Here is a 19,315-nt window from a genome sequence, read left to right as displayed (position 1 = left end):
CTGACTCTTAGCGGAAAGGAGGTGCGTAGAGGATGCCGCCCTGACTCCACTGGGCATTGAGGCCACGCTCAATCTTCAATGGCGAGGATTCGCCAATGTTACGTTCAAAGATTTCACCGTAGTTGCCTACCTGCTTCACCACCTGGTAAGCCCAGTTATCTTTCAATCCCATGCCTTTGCCCTTGGGACCTTCAATGCCCAGGAAACGACGTACAGACGGATCGGTTGAAGACTTGCTCTTGTCAATATTGGCAGAAGTCAGACCCAGCTCTTCAGCATTGATCATGGCAAACAGTGACCACTTAACAATATTGAACCATTGGTCATCCCCCTGGCGAACCAGCGGTCCCAGAGGTTCTTTGGAAATAATTTCGGGCAGAACAACAGCCTGATCCGGTTTTGACAGACGCAGTCTCAGGGCATAAAGCTGGGACTGATCCGAAGTCAGCACATCACAGCGGCCGGAATCAAAGCCTTTGGCGGTGCCGTCAGAGGTATCAAAAACAACAGGCTGATATTTCATACCGTTGGAACGGAAGTAGTCGGCGAGGTTCAGCTCAGTGGTTGTGCCGGATTGAATACAAACAGCCGCGCCATCGAGCTGCTTGGCACTGGTTACACCCAGCTCTTTTTTCACCAGGAAGCCCTGACCGTCATAATAACTGACACCGGCAAAGTTCAGACCCAGAGAAGCATCGCGGGTGAGCGTCCAGGTGGTGTTACGGGAAAGCATGTCAATTTCACCGGATTGCAGGGCGGTGAATCGTTCTTTTGCCGTCAGGGGAATGTATTTCACTTTACCGGCATCGCCCAGAACGGCTGCAGCTACTCCGCGACAAACGTCCACATCCATACCGGACCACTGACCTTTCTCATCAGGAGTGGCGAAACCAGGCAGACCCGTATTCACCCCACAACTGAGGTACCCCTTGCTTAAAACAGTTTCCAGAGTCGTACTGCTGGTCTCTGCCTGAGCGCCGGCAGCGGCCAGCAAAAGGGCGGGCGCGACCCACTTTTTGAGTTTTCTGATCATGGTTCCGGTCCTGATTGTTATTGTTCTTCTACATCAAAATAGGCATCTGATACCTGCAAAACCTTACCGCTAATGGGCTGGGCTGGCAACTGTCTACCCTGCTGCCTGGAACGTCAGTCAGCGGTTAGTTTCACTAACCAGCGAGTTATTATCTGGAACTTATGTACTAGACCGCAACTCTAAAAAGGATTCAAAAAACATCTATGGATTCAATATGTACAAAACAACTGCGCCTGATGCCACTAGCAGAGCACCCAATGATTGCCCTCAGAATTTTTCTCAAGAGACAAGTGCAGTCCAAGCTTGTCCGGCTACTACCCACATAGACAGGCAAGGTGATAGTCGATCAGCATCTCCTCTGGCAGCAAGAGAAGCTTCTCAGACAGTTCCCATTTCTACTGCCACTGCATATGGCATCAGCCATCAGCTCTCCAAAATAGCCTCCTCTATATGGGATAGAGATATAGAAACTGAAGAGCTACTTAAGGACCTGGCAGAAACTTATCAAACTGCATACCTCAATAATCTACTCCAATCATTTGTAGAGTACCGTCCGGAAACTATTGCCAGTGCAATCAGTGAAATTAAAGACAGGCTCCTGAGAAAGCTTACAGACAAATGGAAAGACAACTCCCTGTATTCAGAATTGGATGGTTTTGAACCAGGTGTCGACTTTGTAGCTTTTCAGCTGTCCTCTTTAAATCCTCAGGATCTTCATACGATAGTGAGCGATATAGAAGCAGAAATACGGATAAAGGCAACTCAAATCGACCCTCTGAGAGTAAACGCAGCTAAAACAGGGCCTTGGAAAGCCAAGAGCGAATCCTATGTTACTTGCTATGACCTGCAGAGCCCTGAAGAAAAGAATGCACTGAAAGTAATGAAAATCCAGGATGAGACCTATATCACATACCGCTTGATTGCCATCCAGTTTCGAAAACTAGCACTAGAATACCACCCTGATAAAACCCAGGAAGATGACGAAGAGAAGTTTAAAGCTTTGAATTCTGCCAGAGACCTCTTGGTGAGAAGACTAGAACAAAACTAAAACACTGAATAAAGTAAAGCTCTGCTATGTTGTACCTTTAAGAATACTTTGCTTTGCTCATCGCCGTTTCGGCTGGAAGTGTCCGAAACCATTCCACACTGCCCCCTTTGTGTTAAACTCTTGCCACTTTTTTTTCCATGAAACTGCGCAGTCACAGACACCTGCCCTTTCATGCTGGGCTCAGGGCAGCCCTCTCTGACTGTCCCCATGAGCTATACAAAACTGACTACTCACCACTGGGCGAGCCATGACCGAACAATTGAGCGAACACTACAAAGCCATTCTTGAGTCCCTGGGGGAAGATATTCACCGGGATGGCCTGAAAGACACCCCAAAACGGGCTGCCAAGGCTATGCAGTTCCTGACTCGCGGTTATGACCAGAGCCTTGAGGATATCGTCAATAATGCGGTGTTCGAATCTGACATCAGCGAAATGGTGGTGATCAAGGACATCGAGCTGTACTCCATGTGTGAACACCACATGCTGCCTTTTATTGGCAAATGCCACATTGGCTACATTCCCGATGGCAAAGTACTGGGTCTGTCCAAGTTTGCCCGTATCGTCGATATGTTTGCCCGTCGCCTGCAGATTCAGGAAAACATGACCAAGCAGATTGCCGACGCCATTGTCCAGGCCACTGGCGCCAAGGGTGTAGGTGTTGTCATCGAAGCTCAGCACATGTGCATGATGATGCGCGGTGTAGAGAAGCAGAACTCCTCCATGACCTCTTCTGTCATGCTGGGTCTGATGCGTGAAAATCAGCCCACCCGTGAAGAATTCCTGCAGTTTATCCGTCACAGATAAGCCTGCAATAAGGGAGCCCGATCGGGCTCCCTCACTCACTGGCTGGCAACAGGCAGGTAAATTCTGTCCCTTTTCTCTCAATGCTCATTGCACTGATCTTGCCGTTGTGAGCTTCAACAATAGCCTTCACCAAAGACAACCCAAGCCCAAATCCTGGAGTTTTCCGACTGGCATCCCCCCGATACAGGCGATCAAAGATATGGGGCAGATCAGCCTCGGCAATCCCTCTGCCAGAATCGCTGACTGAAACCTTCCAACTGTCACCTTCCCTGCCAGCAGAAACCACAATACTTCCCTGTTCCGGTGTGAACTTCATAGCGTTGTCCAGAAGGTTGGCAAAAACCTGCCGCAACCGGTTTGGGCTGGCCAATACAGTCATACTCTCTGGTATCTGGAATTGCAGATGGATCGACTTTTCCTCTGCCAGGTACTCATAAAGCTGTCCAGCTTCAGTAATCAGATCTGAAAGGTTGGCCTGGGTTCTGTCCCGAGCATCAAGGTGTTGCTCTACCGCTGCCACGTCCAGCAAACTGTTGACCATGGAAAGCATTCTTTCACTTTCTTCCAGACAATCCATCAGACTCTCTTTCAAAGCTTCAGGGTCATTATTCACCATGGCTTTTTCGGCACTGAGTCGCATGCGGGTCAAGGGGGTTCTAAGATCATGAGCCGCCGCATTGAGTGTATCTTCCAGACTGCGAATCAACTGATCAATCCGGCTCATCTGCTGATTAAATAGCAGGGTTAACTGACCCAACTCGCTGTTTTTGGAAGACGACAATGGAAGCTGATCCTGAAGCCCCTTTCTTTGCAGGCTTTTAACATGCTCCACCAGTTTTCGAATGGGTTTAAGCATTCGATCATTCAGCCAAGCCACCAACAGAATACTGATAGCCCAAAGAGCAAGCAGCGTCATCAGCATGACATTGCGAAAACTGGCGAGTTCTTCAAAGCGCAAATTACTCGATAAGCTGAGTACCAGTGTCTGACTGCCAAAGTTTTTATGGGTAACCAGACTTCCGTCGTCCAAACGTCGGGTTTCCGAGAAGGGCAGATCCACTCCTTCATGGTAGAGCAGCTCTCCATCCTGTTCCCAAAGGCTGGCACTGTATCCACTTAACCGGAGAAAGTACCGATCCCGCTCCAGGACTTTCAGAAGTTTATCCTGACCACTGCTGACGAAAATCCTGTTCATATTATTGTTGACGACTCTCAACAGCTTGGCATCACGACTCACCAGCTCTTCTTCAAACAGATGGTAACTGACAGCCCCTAAACCAACAGCAATGACCATCATGATGACCCCGTACCAGAGTGTGAGCACACTTTTGGTTGGCGTCATCACTTTGCCTTCTGGTTTATTCACCGGCTCTGAGTACATAGCCCATCCCCCTGATGGTGTGCAGCAGCTTGACGGGCTCATCCTTGTCGATTTTACTTCTCAACCGGCAAACCAGAACGTCCACAACATTGGTTTGAGGGTCAAACTGATAATCCCAGACATGTTCCATAATCTGGGTTCTGGAAATTACCCGTTCACGATTACGGAGGAAAAATTCCAGAAGCACCATTTCCCGAGGCTGCAGAGAAAGCTTCCTGTCCCCCCGCCAGGCCAGCTTTCGGGAAGGATCAAAGCTGAGACCGTGAAAGCTTAATTGCTCGGTAACTGTCGTTTGAGAAGATGGATTGCGCCGCAGCAGAACTTCAACTCTTGCTAACAACTCATTAAAAGAAAAAGGCTTGGTCAAATAGTCATCGCCGCCAATTCGCAGGCCTGAAACTTTATCTTCAACGGTCTTGCGGGCACTCAGAAAAAGAATAGGAAAGGTAACCCCCTGTCCCCTGAGGTTTTTTACCAGGTCCAGACCGTTCATTCCGGGCAGCATGATATCGACAATGGCCAGATCAAAAGGGTCGATCACCACTTCATCCATCGCCTCTTCTGCACTCTGACACTGAGTGACACCATACCCATGTTCTTTCAGTCCATCGCTGACAAATGTGGATATAACAGAATCGTCTTCTACTACCAGGATATTCAACGGCGTACACCTCAAGCGACCATTATTAGAATCATTTTTCAGGGCTAGATTACCAGTAAAAAGCCAGAAATGAAGAAACCTTTCCAGTCTGTAATGTTCAGGCAAGGTCAGGGCAATAATGACGCCGTAATCTACAACCAAGCGCTGAGACAACAGCAACAAAACACAGAAACAACAACCCATAATATTAAGGACATCATCATGAAAAAGAGCATCATCGCACTGGCTTTCATCGCAACCGGACTGACTACTGGCGTACAGGCTAAAACCACTGCCCTGCCAACCCTGACCGACACAGCAGCTCTGGAACTGGTTAACCAGGGTCTGCAATCCTGCAGCAAAGATGGTTACAACGTAAGCGTTGCAGTTGTTGACCGCACGGGCTCCCTGAAAGCGTTTGGTCGCTCTGAACTGGCTGGACCACATACAGTCGACAGCGCACAGAAGAAAGCATTCACTGCCGCATCCATGGGCCAGCCTACTGCCAACCTGGCCAAGCTGGTAACTGACAAGCCTTTCCTTCAAGGTCTGAAAGATATGGATTCACGTATGTTGCTGCTGGGTGGCGGAATGCCCATCAAGGTTGACGGACAAATCGTAGGTGGTATCGGTATCGGTGGTGCCCCAGGTGGTCACCTGGACCAGGCTTGTGCGGAGGCAGCTATCAAGGTGGCTTTGAAGTAATACCACAAGATTCCACGCCCTGTGCCTGAGTTAACTCAGGCACATATTCCCATCCCCCACCTTTTTTCTGATCTGTTGACGCATCCGCAAAAAATAAGCAGCTTTTGAGTGCACTTTTCTACACCCAATCCCTCCCATAAAAAATCCTGATAAGAAGTACGTATGTTTATACAAAAAACAGGTTGACTCACATAAAATTCGGCATAACATATAAATAGATGTTTATATGTATTGGGAGGATGCAGTCATGTCCACATGCACAACAACCAAAAGCTGCTGCTCAGCAGATAAAGTGGTCAAGCCCGTTACTTCCATAGAAGCCACCACCCGTTATAAGTGGTCTGTAGGGGGTATGGATTGCGCAAGCTGTGCAGCAAAGATCGAAAAAGCACTGGCCTCTATTGCCGGTGTTAAACAGGTCAGAGTCGCCTTCGCAACTGAACGCCTGTTGGTGGATCTTGACCAGAACATGTCGCCTGAAGCCATTACAAAAACCGTTCAGCAGCTCGGCTTCACCATCAAAAGCACTGATCAGAGTGAAGAGGAAGAGCCACTCTGGAAAGCCCACTCGACCTTCACTCTGCTGGCCGTTTTGATGACGCTTGCCAGTATCTTCATGATTGTTGATCCCACCTGGGGCTCTGTAGGTTTTCTGGTAGCAACTACGGCTGGAGTCATTCCCTTTGCAAAAAAATCTCTCAATCAGATCCGCAACGGTACCTGGTTTGGTATTGAAACCCTCATGACCGTTGCTGCTCTGGGTGCATTGATTCTGGGTGAAACCGTTGAAGCGGGTCTGGTTCTACTGCTGTTCTCTCTGGGGGAAATGCTGGAAGGCTTTGCCGGTCGCAAAGCCAAAGCCGGTATCAAAAGCCTTATGCAGCTGACCCCGGATACGGCCTGGAAAATACAAGACGGTGAACGAATAGAAGTGCCCGCAGATTTTCTGGTTCCCGGAGAACAGATTGAAGTATTACCCGGCGATCGTCTGCCAGTAGATGCGGTTCTCTTTTCAAAGCTGGGTTCATTTGATGAAAGTGCCCTGACCGGTGAGTCTATACCTGTCAATCGTGAAGCCGGTGAAAAAATCATGGCAGGCTCCCTGGTCGTTGATAAGCCTGTGCGCCTGACCGTTGAGTCCGAACCGGGAGAAAATGCGATTGATCGTATCGTCACCCTGATTGAAGAAGCAGAAGAGCGTCGTGCACCCATTGCCAGAATGGTTGATAAATTCAGTGCCTGGTATACTCCGCTGGTTATGGGGTTTGCAGCTCTGGTCATGATTATCCCGCCTTTGCTCACAGGAGCCGCCTGGACACCCTGGGCCTACAAAGCTTTGACTCTGCTGTTAATTGCCTGCCCCTGTGCCCTGGTGGTATCCATTCCTGCAGCTGTGACTTCAGCTCTGGCCTCCGCCGCTCGCTTTGGTGCTCTGATTAAAGGGGGTGCGGCACTGGAACAACTGAGAAGTATTAAAAAACTGGCCTTTGATAAAACCGGCACCTTGACTGAAGGCAAACCCAAGGTGACCCATGTAGCGGGTATTGCGGAACAGGAAAACGTTCTCCTTTCCCTGGCGGGTTCTATCGAGATGGGCTCCAGTCATCCTCTGGCAGCAGCCATCATTGATGAAGCCAAAAACAGAAATCTGGCATTTACAGAAGCTACTGATCTTCAGGTTCTGACAGGACGAGGAGTACAAGGTACTGTCTCAGGCAGAACCCTGAAAATTCTGGCTCCCCGCTACATTGACGACAGCGCCCTGGGACAACACAAGACTACCATTGAGTCGCTGGAGTCAGAAGGCAATACCGTGGTCGTAGTGCTGGAAGGTAATACCGTTCTGGGCCTGATTGGTCTGGCTGACACTTTAAGAGAAGATGCGATTGAAGCCATCACCAAACTGAAGAAAATTGGCGTAAGCAGTGTCATGTTAACCGGCGACAATCGACGTGCAGCCGCCGCTATTGCCGGTAAACTAGGGATAGATTTCAAGGCCGAACTGTTGCCTGAAGACAAGGTTAAAGCAGTTCAGGCAATCCAGGCTCAAAATAATGGTGCAGTGGCCATGGTTGGGGATGGAATTAACGATGCCCCAGCGCTGAAAACTGCAGAACTGGGCATTGCCATGGGACGCGGCAGTGATGTTGCTCTTGAAACTGCCGACGCCGCCCTGACACATGAGCGTCTGGTTGAACTACCCCACATGATTAAGCTGTCCAAGAATACCGCCAGAATCACCCGTCAGAATATCGCTCTGGCCCTGGGCATCAACACCTTATTCCTGCTGACCACACTGTTTGGCATGACCGGTTTGATGGCAGCAGTACTGTCTGATGCAGGTGGCACCGTTCTGGTGACTTTGAATGCATTAAGGTTGATGAAAAAACAAGGCTGATTTGAGCAGGGTTGATCATGGATACAGCTTCAAACGCTATGATCAACCTGCTTTATGTAGCCATGGCCGACGAATGTTCATAGCTGTCCAGCTCAAAGTAGAAAGTAGCCCCACTCCCTTCTCTACTGGAAACGCCAATAGCCCCACCGTGACGCTCTATAATCGATTTGGAAATACTGAGCCCCAACCCTGTACCAGACTCTTTCCGGGTAAGTACACTGCTTGCCTGAGTAAAGCGATCAAATAATTTATCTTTGAACTCTGGGGGAATACCAGGCCCCTGATCCCTGATGCTCACCCTGACTTTTTTGCTCTCTGGGTCTGATTTGACCGAAACTTCAACGGTTGAACCTTCAGGTGAAAACTTGATGGCATTGGACAGCAGATTGGTCAGAACCTGTATCACCCGGTCGGCATCGGCCAATATAAAAGTATCGTCACTAAAGGGAAGTACCTTTGTTGACACCTTATATTGACCGGCATACAGCTGATTTTCAGAAACCGCAGACTCAATCAGTGACTGCAAAGAAACAGGCTGATACTTGAACACCATTTCTCCCGCTTCCATTTTCTGAAGATCCAGAATGTCATTCACCAGTCGTATGATGCGTCGAGTATTTTTCTCTGTGATGTGCAGAAGGCTCTGTGCCTTTTCCGGAAGTGCTTCCTGATACAGTTTTTTAAGCAACTCCACGCCCCCCTGTATAGACGTCAGGGGTGTTCGCAACTCGTGATTTACAGTGGATATAAAGCTGTCTTTGAGCGCTTCGATTTTTTTCTGCTCGGTTATATCCTGTATGACACCTACATAGATAGGGTCGCTTTGAACGGGCACTTCACTGATTCCCAGCCTAATGTAAAAACTGCCCCCGCTTTTTCTTTTACCCTTGAAGTCTTTGCCCGAGCGGGAATTTGCGGCCATCTCAGTATTTTCTGGTTCTTGGGTACTTTCCCGCTCTTGCTGCCAATCAATATCCGGCAGTAACAAAGTGACAGGTTTACCAAGAACTTCAACGTGGGTATAACCGAACATACTCTGTGCAGCCTTATTAAAAGACTGAATGACACCATGATGGTTAATCGTCAGAATGCCATCCAGAGTATTTTCCAGAATGGCATTCAGACGCTGACTCATGACCCTGTGTCTTTCTTCAGAAGCCCTGACTTCAAGCGCGTATTTGATTCTGCTGAGAATATAGGCGCTCATGGTTAATGCCACCGCCAACACCATAAAGGCAATCATCCAGGCCAGATGTTCCTTATCAAAGGTTCTCACCGGAGTAGAGGGCACAGCCACTACTTTCCATGTCCGCCCTCCTACCTGAATATCCGAAGAGGCTGTCTGACTGAACTCCTGACTCAAATTATGCACAGGTAACTGAGTATTCACTGCCGGATCATTACTGAGTACAGCTAAAGGTGAAGGGTCCCATCGATCTTCAACGTCATAGATATAGATGTGCAAGTTGGGGTCGTATCCCCCAGGAAAGGCGCTGATAAACATATCCTGCACACGGAATACAGCCAGAAAAAGATTCTGATTCTTTCGAGCCTCAACCAGATCAAGCCCTGCCGTTTGAGGGTAGAAAACCAGGATTCCATTCTGGGATCCGGTCTCCTGAACCAGCCTGATTCTGGAACTGGCCACCATAGTTCCCAGGTTAAGCGCAGCTTTCAGAGCGGCCTTTCTGGCAGGATTCGATGCCAGGTTAAAGCCCAGAGCTTTCTCATTACCCTTTAATGGCTCAACAAAAAAAACCGGGAAGTATTCATCACTCTCACCTGCCCTGACCATATTGCCTCTGGCATCGGGCTCCTTGATCATGAACTCGGAGAAACCCTCCAATTGAGCTTTGGCTTCATACAGTCGACGCTCACTGGCCTTGACCCTTGGGATCCATTCCAGCGCCTGAATGCCACCGGTTCTCTGATAGACACTTTCAGCCAGAACCCTGAACTGTTCACGACTGATCTCTCGGGTACTCACAGCAAAAGCGTCCCTCATGGCATACAGAACATCCAGTTTACTGGTGATGGCCCTCTGGATAGACACTTCAGCTTGAAGTGCACTGCTCTGAAACCTCAGGAGTTCTCGATTGGACTCTTCAGCTTTCATCTGCAAGTAAGCGCTGACAGCAAAAAATGTCAGACCCGAGAGCAGACAAAGAATGGCCGTCAGATAAAGGTAGGATTGCTTACGATTCATGACAGGTCTGTTCCTGACACCTGTGCCTGAAACGCTTCCCAGAAAGCAATCAGCTGGTCAGGCAGGGTAACGGGATCAAAAGGCTTTTGAATAACCCCGACAACACCCTTGGCAAGATATTCATCAATTTCATGAGCCTGCACCCGGGCCGTAATAAGTATTACCGGTACCTTGCAATAATCTTCCTGACGGGAAAGGTATTCAAAAACGGTCAAGCCATCCATGTCTGGCATCATGACATCCAGCAAAACAAGATCAGGCGATACAGAAGATGACTTCAAAATAGCCTCAGAACCATTCTTGCAGCTGATCACTTCTATATTCGTCATGGCTTCCAACGTCATCTCAACAATCGAACGAATATCTTCGTCATCTTCTGCATAAAGAATTGTTTTCAGGCCATCATCTTGCTGATTCATCCCTGACCCCTGACTCAGATGTTAAGACAATATTCAGGAGTTTATCGGCTTCAGTCTTATGCTCTTGATTCATCCATAAAGCTTTAAACACCTGAGCCGATAGCCTTTTATCATTACTCCTGACCCTTAAAATGATGAACAAGCCCGTCCTGAAGAATGTTCTTTACGTAGAAGATGACAGCGACATTCGTGAACTCGTCAAGATCGCTCTGAATTCATTGGGCAACTATCATGTCGACACATGCGTCAATGGCAAGGACGCCCTGGAGAAGTGTAAGACACTCAAACCCCAACTGGTTTTACTGGATGTGATCATGCCAGGCATCAGTGGCCCCAATGTCTTCCAGGAGTTACAACAGATTCAGCATTACCAGACGGTACCCGTCATATTCCTCACAGCCAAAAATCAGGAAGAAGAGATAGAAGAATATCTTGAGCTGGGTGCTGCCGGCGTTATTTCCAAACCCTTTGACCCCGTTGAGCTGCCACGACAGATCAATGACATCTGGAATGACTATCACCAGAAAAGTGCAGAAGCCTACAGTGATGGCTTGGAGAAGCTTCGTCAGAAATACCTGAAGAACCTCAATCAGTCGATCAAGAGCATTCAGCATCAGCTGGTTGCTATCGACAGCCAGACGCTTAACTCCGATGACCTGAAAGCCTTCATGATCAAAATTGGCAATCTGCAGGGCTCTGGAGAATCATTCGGCTATCAGGATGTTTCCAACAGTGCCCGAATTTTGATGCACTCACTGGAAGAGATAAAACTGGATGGAAAAAGTGTTATTTTGTCGGATCGTGACGCATCCAGACTTTCGGCAATCATGCTGGCTTTGATCGCCATTATTGAAAAAACCGTCACCAGCGCAACTAAAAAATCCAGGCTAATGAGCCTGGAGGCCCCGGCTCACAAGTAGTCGGATCAACGAAGTCGATATTATCATAAAACACCAACAAAGCTGTAACACTACTGAAATATTATCCCCCTATTCTCGCAACCATCAAATTTACCAACAACAGAAAAGTGTTTTGCACAACCCATAATCAGATAACGGCGCGGCAAAATATTTTTCTCAGTGAACACAACTACACACTCCAAGCGAGTTTTCGGGGAGAGAACAAGTGAAGTTACTGAAGTCTGTTCTGATGTCATCTCTACTGGCTGCTGCGTCCTTCTCTGCATCTGCCAAGACTGAAACCATCAACGGTGCCGGGGCCAGTTTCCCACACCCTATCTATGCCAACTGGGCTGAGGAATACCAGAAAGAAACCGGTGTTCGTATCAACTACCAGGCCATCGGTTCCGGCGGTGGTATCCGTCAGATCACAGCCAAGACTGTTGATTTCGGCGCCAGCGATGCCCCTCTGGACGCCAAGAAGCTGGATAAAGAAGACATGATCCAGTTCCCAATGGTGATGGGCGCTATCGTTCCTGTTATCAACGTTCCAGGCATTGAGCCCGGTGCACTGAAGCTGACCGGTGAAGTACTGGCAGATATCTACCTGGGTAACATCAAGAAGTGGAACGACAAACGTATTACTGACCTTAACCCGGGCGTCACGATTCCTAATCAGGCTATCTATGTCGTACACCGCTCTGACGGTTCCGGCACCACTTACAACTTCACTGACTACCTGAGCCGTGTGAGCCCGGAGTGGAAAGAAAACATTGGCAAGAACACCGACATTACCTGGCCAAAGAAAGCTACCACTATTGGTGGTAACGGTAACGCCGGTGTCGCTAACTTTGTTCGTCGTACCCGTGGTGCAATCGGCTATGTTGAGTACGCTTTTGCCAAGCAAAACAGCCTGACTTACACCCAGCTGGCCAGTGCTGAAGGCAAGTTCCTGCAGCCTAATATGGACACCTTCCAGGCCGCTGCTGCCAACGCTGACTGGGCAAATGCTCCTGGCTTCCGTCTGCTGCTGAACAACCAGCCTGGTGCTGACTCCTGGCCTATGACTGCCGCTACTTTCATCCTGATGCACAAGGATCAGGCTAACGCTGAAAAAGCAAAGCAGATCATCAAGTTCTTTGAGTGGAGCTATGAGAAAGGCGGCGACTACGCAGTAGGCCTGGACTACATCCCAATGCCTGAGGCTGTAGTTGAAATGGTTGAGAACGTCTGGAAAGAAGACCTGACCACTGATGGCAAGACCATTATCAAATAGCCCTAAGCCTGAAATGCTGCCTCTGGCAGCATTTCAATAATCAAGAGTCCAAGTACCCAAAGCTTTCTGAACTAGGAAACGAACGACAGTTGATCAGCATAGCGCTGGTCAGCTGTCGTACTGCTGCTTATGCTTTCGACTACGACGCCCCGCGCCATCAATGGTGATTCAATCTTTCACAGACTGAGCCTCACCAGCGCCATACTGATCTTTCTGGTGTTGATCGGGATTATCCTTTCCCTGATCGACGGAGGCTGGCAAGCCCTCGCCGAGTTTGGACCCGGTTTTGTTTTTCGTAATGTCTGGGATCCTGTAAACAGCGACTTCGGTGCAGCTGCGGCCATTTACGGCACCCTGGTATCCTCTCTTATCGCTATTGTTATTGCTATTCCAGTGGGTCTGGGCACTGCCATTTTCCTGGCTGAGCTGGCTCCCAGCTGGATCAGCAAGCCCATCAGCATGGCCATTGAACTGTTGGCCGCTGTTCCAAGTATTATTTACGGTATGTGGGGTCTTTTTGTCTTTGCCCCGTGGTTCTCAGAAGGTTTCCAGTTCTGGGCTCTGGAAAATCTCGTGGGCCTGCCTCTGATTGGTCACTGGTTTGATGGCCCCCCCATCGGCATTGGTCTGCTGACGGCCGGCATCATTCTGTCGTTTATGATTCTGCCCATCATTACCGCCCTGACTCGTGACGCCCTGAAGACTATTCCTAATGTGGTCAGGGAAGCTGCTTACGGTGTTGGAGCTACACCTTATGAAGTGATTACCCGTGTACTGCTGCCAAGTATCAAGAATGCTGCGGTGGGTGCCGGAATTCTCGGCCTGGGTCGTGCCCTGGGTGAGACCATGGCGGTAGCCTTTGTTATAGGCGGCGCCAACCGTATAGAGACCTCACTGTTTATGCCTGCGAGCTCTATTTCTTCCACGATTGCCCAGCAGTTCAACGAAGCCACCAATGAGATGCACATCTCGGCTCTGATCAGCCTGGGTCTCGTACTGTTTGTACTGACATTTATTGTGATGGGTGCGGCCCGTCTGCTGTTGAGGACGCGATAATGCCAGTCAGGAAACTCAAGAACTACGCCTTTATCGGCTTTTGCATTTTCTGTGCACTGTTTGGCCTGGTGGTCCTGGCCAGCGTACTTTACAGCCTGGTTGGAAAAGGTATTTCCGGCATGGGGCTGCATATTTTCACCGAACTGACGCCTGGACCGGGTAGCCCTGGTGGTTTGAAAAACGCCATTATAGGCAGCTTGATTCTGACCGGACTGGGTATCCTGATTGCCGCACCTCTGGGTGTACTGGCTGGAACCTGGTTGTCTGAATCTGACAAAAGCTCAAAGATTGCGGAAATGTTGCGCTTTCTAAACGGCATGCTGATGAGTGCACCTTCCATTCTGGTAGGTCTGTTTGTCTACAAGGTGGTAGTGGTTACCACTGGATCTTTCTCAGGCTGGGCAGGCGCTACAGCACTGGCTATTCTGGCACTGCCCATTATTGTCAGCACCACTGAAGAAATGCTGCGCCTTGTACCTACCACACTGAAAGAAGCAGGCAGTGGTCTGGGTGCTCCACGCTGGAGAGTGATTACCCAGTTGTGCTATAGAGCAGCAGGCCCCGGTATTATTACGGGTATTCTGTTGTCTGTTGCCCGTATCACCGGTGAAACAGCACCATTGTTGTTTACCGCCCTGAACAGTAACTTTATGAGCACCGATCTGGACAAGCCGATGGCTAACCTGCCGGTGACTATTTATCAGTACGCCATGAGCCCTTATGAATCCTGGAATGAACTGGCCTGGGCTGGCGCGTTACTGATTACCGTATTTATCCTGATTATCAATATTCTGGCCACCGTTTTACCGCGTTGGATCAAAGCTCGAAAGGCAGCCAAATGAACATGAACATTGCTACTGCTCCTGCGGCTACAGAAAGCCTGACTGACCTCAATACAGATTCCACTCTGGCAGAAGATATTCTGCACCCGAGAATGGAAGTCAAAGATCTCAGTTTCTATTACAACAAGGGTTCCGAGCCTGCGTTGAAAGAGATCAACATGCCGATCTACAACAACAAGGTTACGGCTCTGATTGGTCCATCCGGCTGTGGTAAATCCACACTGTTGCGTACCATGAACCGTATCTTTGATCTGTACGGAAACCAGGGTGCTGAAGGCGAGATTCTGCTGGATAATGAAAACATCCTGCAGCGTGGTGTGGATCTGAACGACCTTCGCTCAAAAGTCGGCATGGTTTTCCAGAAGCCAACCCCGTTCCCTATGTCCATTTATGATAACATCACCTTTGGACTGAAAATGAGGGGAGGCATGAGCAAGCCGGAAATGGCTATCCGTGCCAAGAAAGCACTGAAACGAGCTCACCTTTGGAAAGAAGTCAAAGACAAGCTGCATGCTGATGCCAGCAGCCTGTCCGGTGGTCAGCAGCAGCGTTTGTGTATTGCCCGCACTATAGCCCTGCAGCCAGAAGTGATTCTGATGGACGAACCGACTTCGGCTCTTGACCCTCTGGCCACCAGCGCTATTGAAGAACTGATTACTGAGCTCCGTGAGAAATACACCATCGTAATCGTAACCCACAACATGCAGCAGGCCATGCGTATCTCTGACTATACCGGCTTTATGTACCTGGGTGAGCTGGTTGAATTTGATGAAACCAGCAAGATCTTCAAGGATGCTGCTAACCAGAAGACCCGTGACTACATTGCCGGTGATTTCGGTTAACTACCACTCTCAACAGTGGAGCCTTGAGCTCCACTATTTCTCCTTGAAGTGATCTCTCTCAGAGTTCATCCCGCTGAGCCCGAAAAGAACGCACCATCTTCTTGTATAGATCCTTCAATTCCAGCGAAATCTGTTCTTCCAAAGAAAACAGCAGTTTTTTCAAAGAATGAGGATGCGTGGAAAAGTTTTCCACAGCCTTCAGTTTGAAGGGATCCCCTTTCACTCCCAACTTCTCAAAGTCGACTTTCTCAGAGAACCGGCATTCGGGTGCTAACAAATAGTTCAGAACCAATGGTTGATGTTGATAGCGCTCAACAATAGTTCGGCATCGCTGAATTTCCAGAGGACAGTCATAGCCACCCTGTGCGGCCTTTATTTTCCCATTCACTGACTGGGCCATGCGCCGGGCAGAGTAGGAACTGCAGTTTACGCTCTCATCCCAGGCAGGTGACATGTAGGTGCTGACATCAAAAGACACCTTTTGATTCAGTTCATAGTGATCATTGGCACAAACCACATAGGTTTTTGTAGTTCTGATCTCATCAAAATAACGCTCTCCCAACAGATCCTGCCAGAATAAAAATCCTTCATAGTTGGCCGCCAGGTCTCCCCGGGAAAAGACTCCTGTTGTAGAAAGTCCATAAAACGTTGCTTCAGTAAATATGCCAAAATCCAGCAGCGCCCTGAGCGTTGGATGGCGATGACTGCGAACAAAATAGAAATAGACGTAGCCTGTTCCCAGAAAGTGGGAAACTTTATCGGTGCCTATTACCAGACCATCTACACCCAGTGCAGGGTTATAGACACCAGGCATTCGAATAGGGAACCACAGGCTGTCAGGCTCCCTGACATCGCTGTAGATACTCTGATCAAAAGGCGGCTTGACTTTTACAAGGCTGTGGTTATTTTCTGCTTCCTTATTGAAAGCATCTTTGGTCATGCCCCCTAATTTGGCCAGCATGTTATCGTAGAAGGCCTCTCGGTCGCAGCCCATGGTTTCCTGAGCGGCTTCCTGAATCAGTCTGTTGACATATTGATTGATAAATTCAAGATTTTGCGGGTGCTGACTGGCAATCAGCTGGGTACGGGCTGTAAAACTGTCAATTTCCGAGCCCTGTACCCATGGGCAGATCAACAAAAGCAAGATCAGAAAACGCTTCATCAGAGCTATCCTGTCGTATGAATACCGTCAAACAGCATAGTCTTTGTTGTAGCTCTTACTGGATTCTATCGTCACTTCCCAGCCATTGAAGGCACAGGCCTGATCACTAAGGAAGCGCCTGTCGCATCAAGATTTATTCCATACTTTTCCTTCATGTATTGCGCTATTCCCTGCTGGGTCTGAATACGGAATGCCTTACTGCCACTGTCGTCATCAATAGCTGCTTTAATAACCTCAGCCACTTCAACGGGATCCTGTCCGTGGCTCAGCCCCTGTTCCAGCTTCTTCTCAAAAGACTGATAGGTTTTGGCAAAGTAGTCGGGGATCTGTCCTGCTTCCGGGAATTCAGCCCCCTTCTTGAATTCTGTTCGGGTATAGCCAGGCTCAATCACCTGACAGCTCAGATTCCAGGGCTCTCCATCGGCCTGCTTCATTACACCCAAATAGCCTTCCAGCGCCGCACAAGTGCCTTCAAGGGCAAACTTTGAGCCAGAGTAGACGTCCATCATAGAAATACCAACGGCCCCTGCCAAAGAAGAAACATTCAGTAAACGGCCATAATTGTTTTCCCGCATAACCGGCAGTACTTCTTTCATAAGCAGCAGGGGACCGATGACATTGACATCAAATTGCTTTCTGATCTGTTTTTCTGTCAGCAGCTCAAGAGGTCCATACACCCCTACACCGGCATTATTCACCAGCACATCCAGACGACTTTCCTTCTTCCTGATAATGCCGATGGTCTGCTGTATGTCCACATGACGGGTTTGGTCCATCTTCAGCATGGTGACGCCAGGAAAGTCTTGCGGATCGGGCAGCGTGGTATTCCAGGTGCCGTATACCTTGTATTGATCCGGGTTTTCAGCCAGTTTAAGCACCAGCGCTTTTCCGATACCTTTACTGGCTCCGGTAACCAGCACCACTTTAGGCTGAGCCCAGGCCTGCAACTGGACCAGTATCAGTCCCGTAAAGAAAAGAATAAAAGCCCTCATTCATACTCTCCAAACGAAAACTAAATTAAGTTAGCACAGAGAAAATTCTTCGCAGGCCAATTGCAACGCTTCTTTGAGTCACGAGGATAGACAGTTGCTTCTGGATACGCTGCATAAATGCGGTGAGAAACGCTCGAGACATCTGCCTTTATCAGCCATTCAGACTAAAGCGATCGACTTACATTAATGGATAATAGGGCCCTGACATAACAACAACAGGGGAAGGCCATGGGTCCTTTAAAAGGCATCAAGGTTCTGGAGATTGCCGGTATCGGACCAGGACCGTTTGCCGGCATGATGCTAGCGGATATGGGTGCCGACGTTATTCGGGTTGAACGTCCCAAAGGGGGCATGTTCGGAGATAACCCCAAACTGGATATCCTGAATCGGGGTAAACGCTGTATCGGGGTTGATCTGAAAACACCTGAAGGGGTTGCAACCGTCCTGAAGCTTGCCGAAAGTTGCGACGCCATGTTCGAAGGTTTTCGACCCGGTGTCGTTGAAAAGCTCGGTATTGGTCCGGAGCAGGTCATGGCTCTGAATCCCGGCCTTGTCTACGGGAGAATGACAGGCTGGGGGCAGGATGGCCCTCTCGCTCATGCCAGTGGTCATGACATTAACTACATATCCATCACTGGAGCTCTCCACGCCATTGGCAACCGTGGTGAAAAGCCTGTGGTTCCCCTGAATCTTGTGGGTGATTTTGGCGGCGGCGGTTTGATGCTCGCTTTCGGCATGGTCTGTGCCATTCTCGAAGCTAAAATCTCCGGTAAAGGACAGGTGGTCGATGCCGCTATGGTGGATGGCGCCGCTGCACTCATGGCCAGCGTTTATGGTGCACAGCAAAGTGGTTTCTGGTCAGAAGAACGCGGAACCAATATGTTGGATTCCGGTGCGCACTTCTACGACACCTACGAAACATCAGACGGTAAATACATTTGTGTTGGAGCCTTTGAACCCCAGTTTTATGCCGAGCTGCTCAACCTGATCGGACTGGAAGAGAAAGAACTGCCTCATCAGATGGATATGGGACAGTGGCCTGATATGAAAGATCGCTTCACTGCCGTTTTCAAGACCAAAACCCGGGATGAATGGTGTGAAATACTCGATGGCACCGACGCCTGTTTCTCGCCCGTATTACCCATGTCTGAAGCGTACAGTCACCCACACAATGTTGCTCGTGGAACCTTTGTGGAACGAGAAGGCGTGATGCAGCCAAGACCAGTACCACGCTTCAGCCGAACCGACAGTGAGATTCAAAGACCGGCTGCCCGGGTCGGAGAGCATACCGACGAAATTCTGTCAGAAGCAGGCTTCTCTGCAAACGACATTGCCAAACTAAAAGAGCAAAAAGCCATTAAATAACCCTAGGAGCCTGTCGGACTTAACCAGCAAAACAGGTAAAATCCTGATTCCAGTACCAGTAACACTCAAAGCACTATGAATAAGTGGAAGTTCAAACCGGTCGACCGAAACACTCCCGACCTTTTCCCTGCCAGCATCCAGGATTATCTTCCAGAAGGTCATATGGCTCGCTTTGTGGTGGATGTTGTTGACCAGCTCGACCTGTCTCCACTGATCAATTCTTATCGAGGCACAGGATCAAAAGGC

The 19,315-nt window shown here is 49.1% G+C and carries 17 protein-coding genes; 10 read left to right on the top strand and 7 right to left on the bottom strand.

Features of this window, described 5'->3' with window-relative positions; all coding sequences use genetic code 11:
- Nucleotides 1–7: 7 nt before the first annotated feature.
- Nucleotides 8–1,033 carry an amino acid ABC transporter substrate-binding protein gene (locus WG89_RS09655; protein WP_062264846.1) on the bottom strand — a complete coding sequence of 342 codons (1,026 nt, stop codon included), beginning with the start codon at nucleotides 1,031–1,033 and terminating at the stop codon, nucleotides 8–10.
- A 214-nt stretch (nucleotides 1,034–1,247) separates the two neighbouring features.
- On the opposite strand from WG89_RS09655, the gene WG89_RS09650 reads away from it, so the two are divergent.
- Nucleotides 1,248–2,081, top strand: a complete 834-nt coding sequence (locus WG89_RS09650) for a J domain-containing protein (RefSeq protein WP_062264844.1) — start codon at nucleotides 1,248–1,250, stop codon at nucleotides 2,079–2,081.
- Nucleotides 2,082–2,328: 247 nt separating this feature from the next.
- Nucleotides 2,329–2,886, top strand: coding sequence for a GTP cyclohydrolase I FolE (gene folE, locus WG89_RS09645; RefSeq protein WP_062264842.1), 558 nt, complete (start codon nucleotides 2,329–2,331; stop codon nucleotides 2,884–2,886).
- Between the two features lie 31 nt (nucleotides 2,887–2,917).
- Here folE and WG89_RS09640 read toward each other — a convergent pair whose 3' ends face one another.
- Both WG89_RS09640 and WG89_RS09635 read right to left on the bottom strand, forming a co-directional pair.
- Complete coding sequence (locus WG89_RS09640) at nucleotides 2,918–4,267, bottom strand: sensor histidine kinase (RefSeq protein WP_062264839.1); 1,350 nt, start codon at nucleotides 4,265–4,267, stop codon at nucleotides 2,918–2,920.
- Complete coding sequence (locus WG89_RS09635) at nucleotides 4,245–4,928, bottom strand: response regulator transcription factor (RefSeq protein ID WP_062265047.1); 684 nt, start codon at nucleotides 4,926–4,928, stop codon at nucleotides 4,245–4,247. Before WG89_RS09635 ends, WG89_RS09640 begins: the two co-directional genes overlap by 23 nt.
- Before the next feature lie 69 nt (nucleotides 4,929–4,997).
- Between WG89_RS09635 and WG89_RS09630 the strand changes: the two genes are divergently transcribed.
- On the top strand, nucleotides 4,998–5,612 hold the full coding sequence (locus tag WG89_RS09630) for a GlcG/HbpS family heme-binding protein (protein WP_216638463.1): 615 nt from the start codon (nucleotides 4,998–5,000) through the stop codon (nucleotides 5,610–5,612).
- A 247-nt stretch (nucleotides 5,613–5,859) separates the two neighbouring features.
- Nucleotides 5,860–8,010, top strand: coding sequence for a heavy metal translocating P-type ATPase (locus WG89_RS09625; RefSeq protein WP_062264832.1), 2,151 nt, complete (start codon nucleotides 5,860–5,862; stop codon nucleotides 8,008–8,010).
- 52 nt (nucleotides 8,011–8,062) lie between these two features.
- Here WG89_RS09625 and WG89_RS09620 read toward each other — a convergent pair whose 3' ends face one another.
- Entirely contained in the window at nucleotides 8,063–10,216 is a 2,154-nt protein-coding gene (locus WG89_RS09620; RefSeq protein WP_062264829.1) for a CHASE domain-containing protein, read from the bottom strand.
- Nucleotides 10,213–10,635: a response regulator gene (locus WG89_RS09615; RefSeq protein ID WP_062264826.1), complete on the bottom strand. Its 423-nt coding sequence runs from the start codon at nucleotides 10,633–10,635 to the stop codon at nucleotides 10,213–10,215. Before WG89_RS09615 ends, WG89_RS09620 begins: the two co-directional genes overlap by 4 nt.
- A 131-nt stretch (nucleotides 10,636–10,766) precedes the next feature.
- Here WG89_RS09615 and WG89_RS29300 point away from each other — a divergent pair, with 131 nt between their 5' ends.
- The 5 genes from WG89_RS29300 (at nucleotide 10,767) to pstB (ending at nucleotide 15,550) form a co-directional block, all read left to right on the top strand.
- Entirely contained in the window at nucleotides 10,767–11,555 is a 789-nt protein-coding gene (locus WG89_RS29300) for a response regulator (RefSeq protein ID WP_216638462.1), read from the top strand.
- 205 nt (nucleotides 11,556–11,760) lie between these two features.
- Complete coding sequence (pstS, locus tag WG89_RS09605) at nucleotides 11,761–12,810, top strand: phosphate ABC transporter substrate-binding protein PstS (RefSeq protein ID WP_172806764.1); 1,050 nt, start codon at nucleotides 11,761–11,763, stop codon at nucleotides 12,808–12,810.
- Between the two features lie 129 nt (nucleotides 12,811–12,939).
- The gene (gene pstC, locus WG89_RS09600; RefSeq protein ID WP_062264824.1) at nucleotides 12,940–13,866 is read left to right on the top strand and encodes a phosphate ABC transporter permease subunit PstC; all 927 of its coding nucleotides are present in this window, start codon (nucleotides 12,940–12,942) and stop codon (nucleotides 13,864–13,866) included.
- Nucleotides 13,866–14,708 carry a phosphate ABC transporter permease PstA gene (pstA, locus tag WG89_RS09595; protein ID WP_062264821.1) on the top strand — a complete coding sequence of 281 codons (843 nt, stop codon included), beginning with the start codon at nucleotides 13,866–13,868 and terminating at the stop codon, nucleotides 14,706–14,708. The genes pstC and pstA overlap by 1 nt, the downstream gene beginning before the upstream one ends.
- Nucleotides 14,705–15,550 (top strand): phosphate ABC transporter ATP-binding protein PstB, encoded by an 846-nt coding sequence (gene pstB / locus WG89_RS09590; protein ID WP_153301503.1) that lies wholly within the window; start codon nucleotides 14,705–14,707, stop codon nucleotides 15,548–15,550. The genes pstA and pstB overlap by 4 nt, the downstream gene beginning before the upstream one ends.
- A 58-nt stretch (nucleotides 15,551–15,608) precedes the next feature.
- Here the strand turns inward: pstB and WG89_RS09585 are convergent, their stop codons facing one another.
- Together WG89_RS09585 and WG89_RS09580 are read right to left on the bottom strand one after the other, a co-directional pair.
- A complete protein-coding gene (locus tag WG89_RS09585; RefSeq protein WP_062264818.1) occupies nucleotides 15,609–16,712 on the bottom strand; it encodes a hypothetical protein in 1,104 nt (367 codons plus the stop codon).
- A gap of 71 nt (nucleotides 16,713–16,783) precedes the next feature.
- Entirely contained in the window at nucleotides 16,784–17,704 is a 921-nt protein-coding gene (locus WG89_RS09580; protein WP_062264816.1) for an SDR family NAD(P)-dependent oxidoreductase, read from the bottom strand.
- A gap of 228 nt (nucleotides 17,705–17,932) precedes the next feature.
- Between WG89_RS09580 and WG89_RS09575 the strand changes: the two genes are divergently transcribed.
- Nucleotides 17,933–19,069: a CaiB/BaiF CoA transferase family protein gene (locus WG89_RS09575; protein WP_062264813.1), complete on the top strand. Its 1,137-nt coding sequence runs from the start codon at nucleotides 17,933–17,935 to the stop codon at nucleotides 19,067–19,069.
- Nucleotides 19,070–19,315: the final 246 nt, after the last annotated feature.

It is taken from the genome of Endozoicomonas arenosclerae, from assembly GCF_001562015.1.
GTDB classification, from domain to species: Bacteria; Pseudomonadota; Gammaproteobacteria; order Pseudomonadales; family Endozoicomonadaceae; genus Endozoicomonas_A; species Endozoicomonas_A arenosclerae.
Note: the sequence above shows the minus strand (reverse complement) of the source record. Positions and strands in the feature narration are given on the sequence as shown.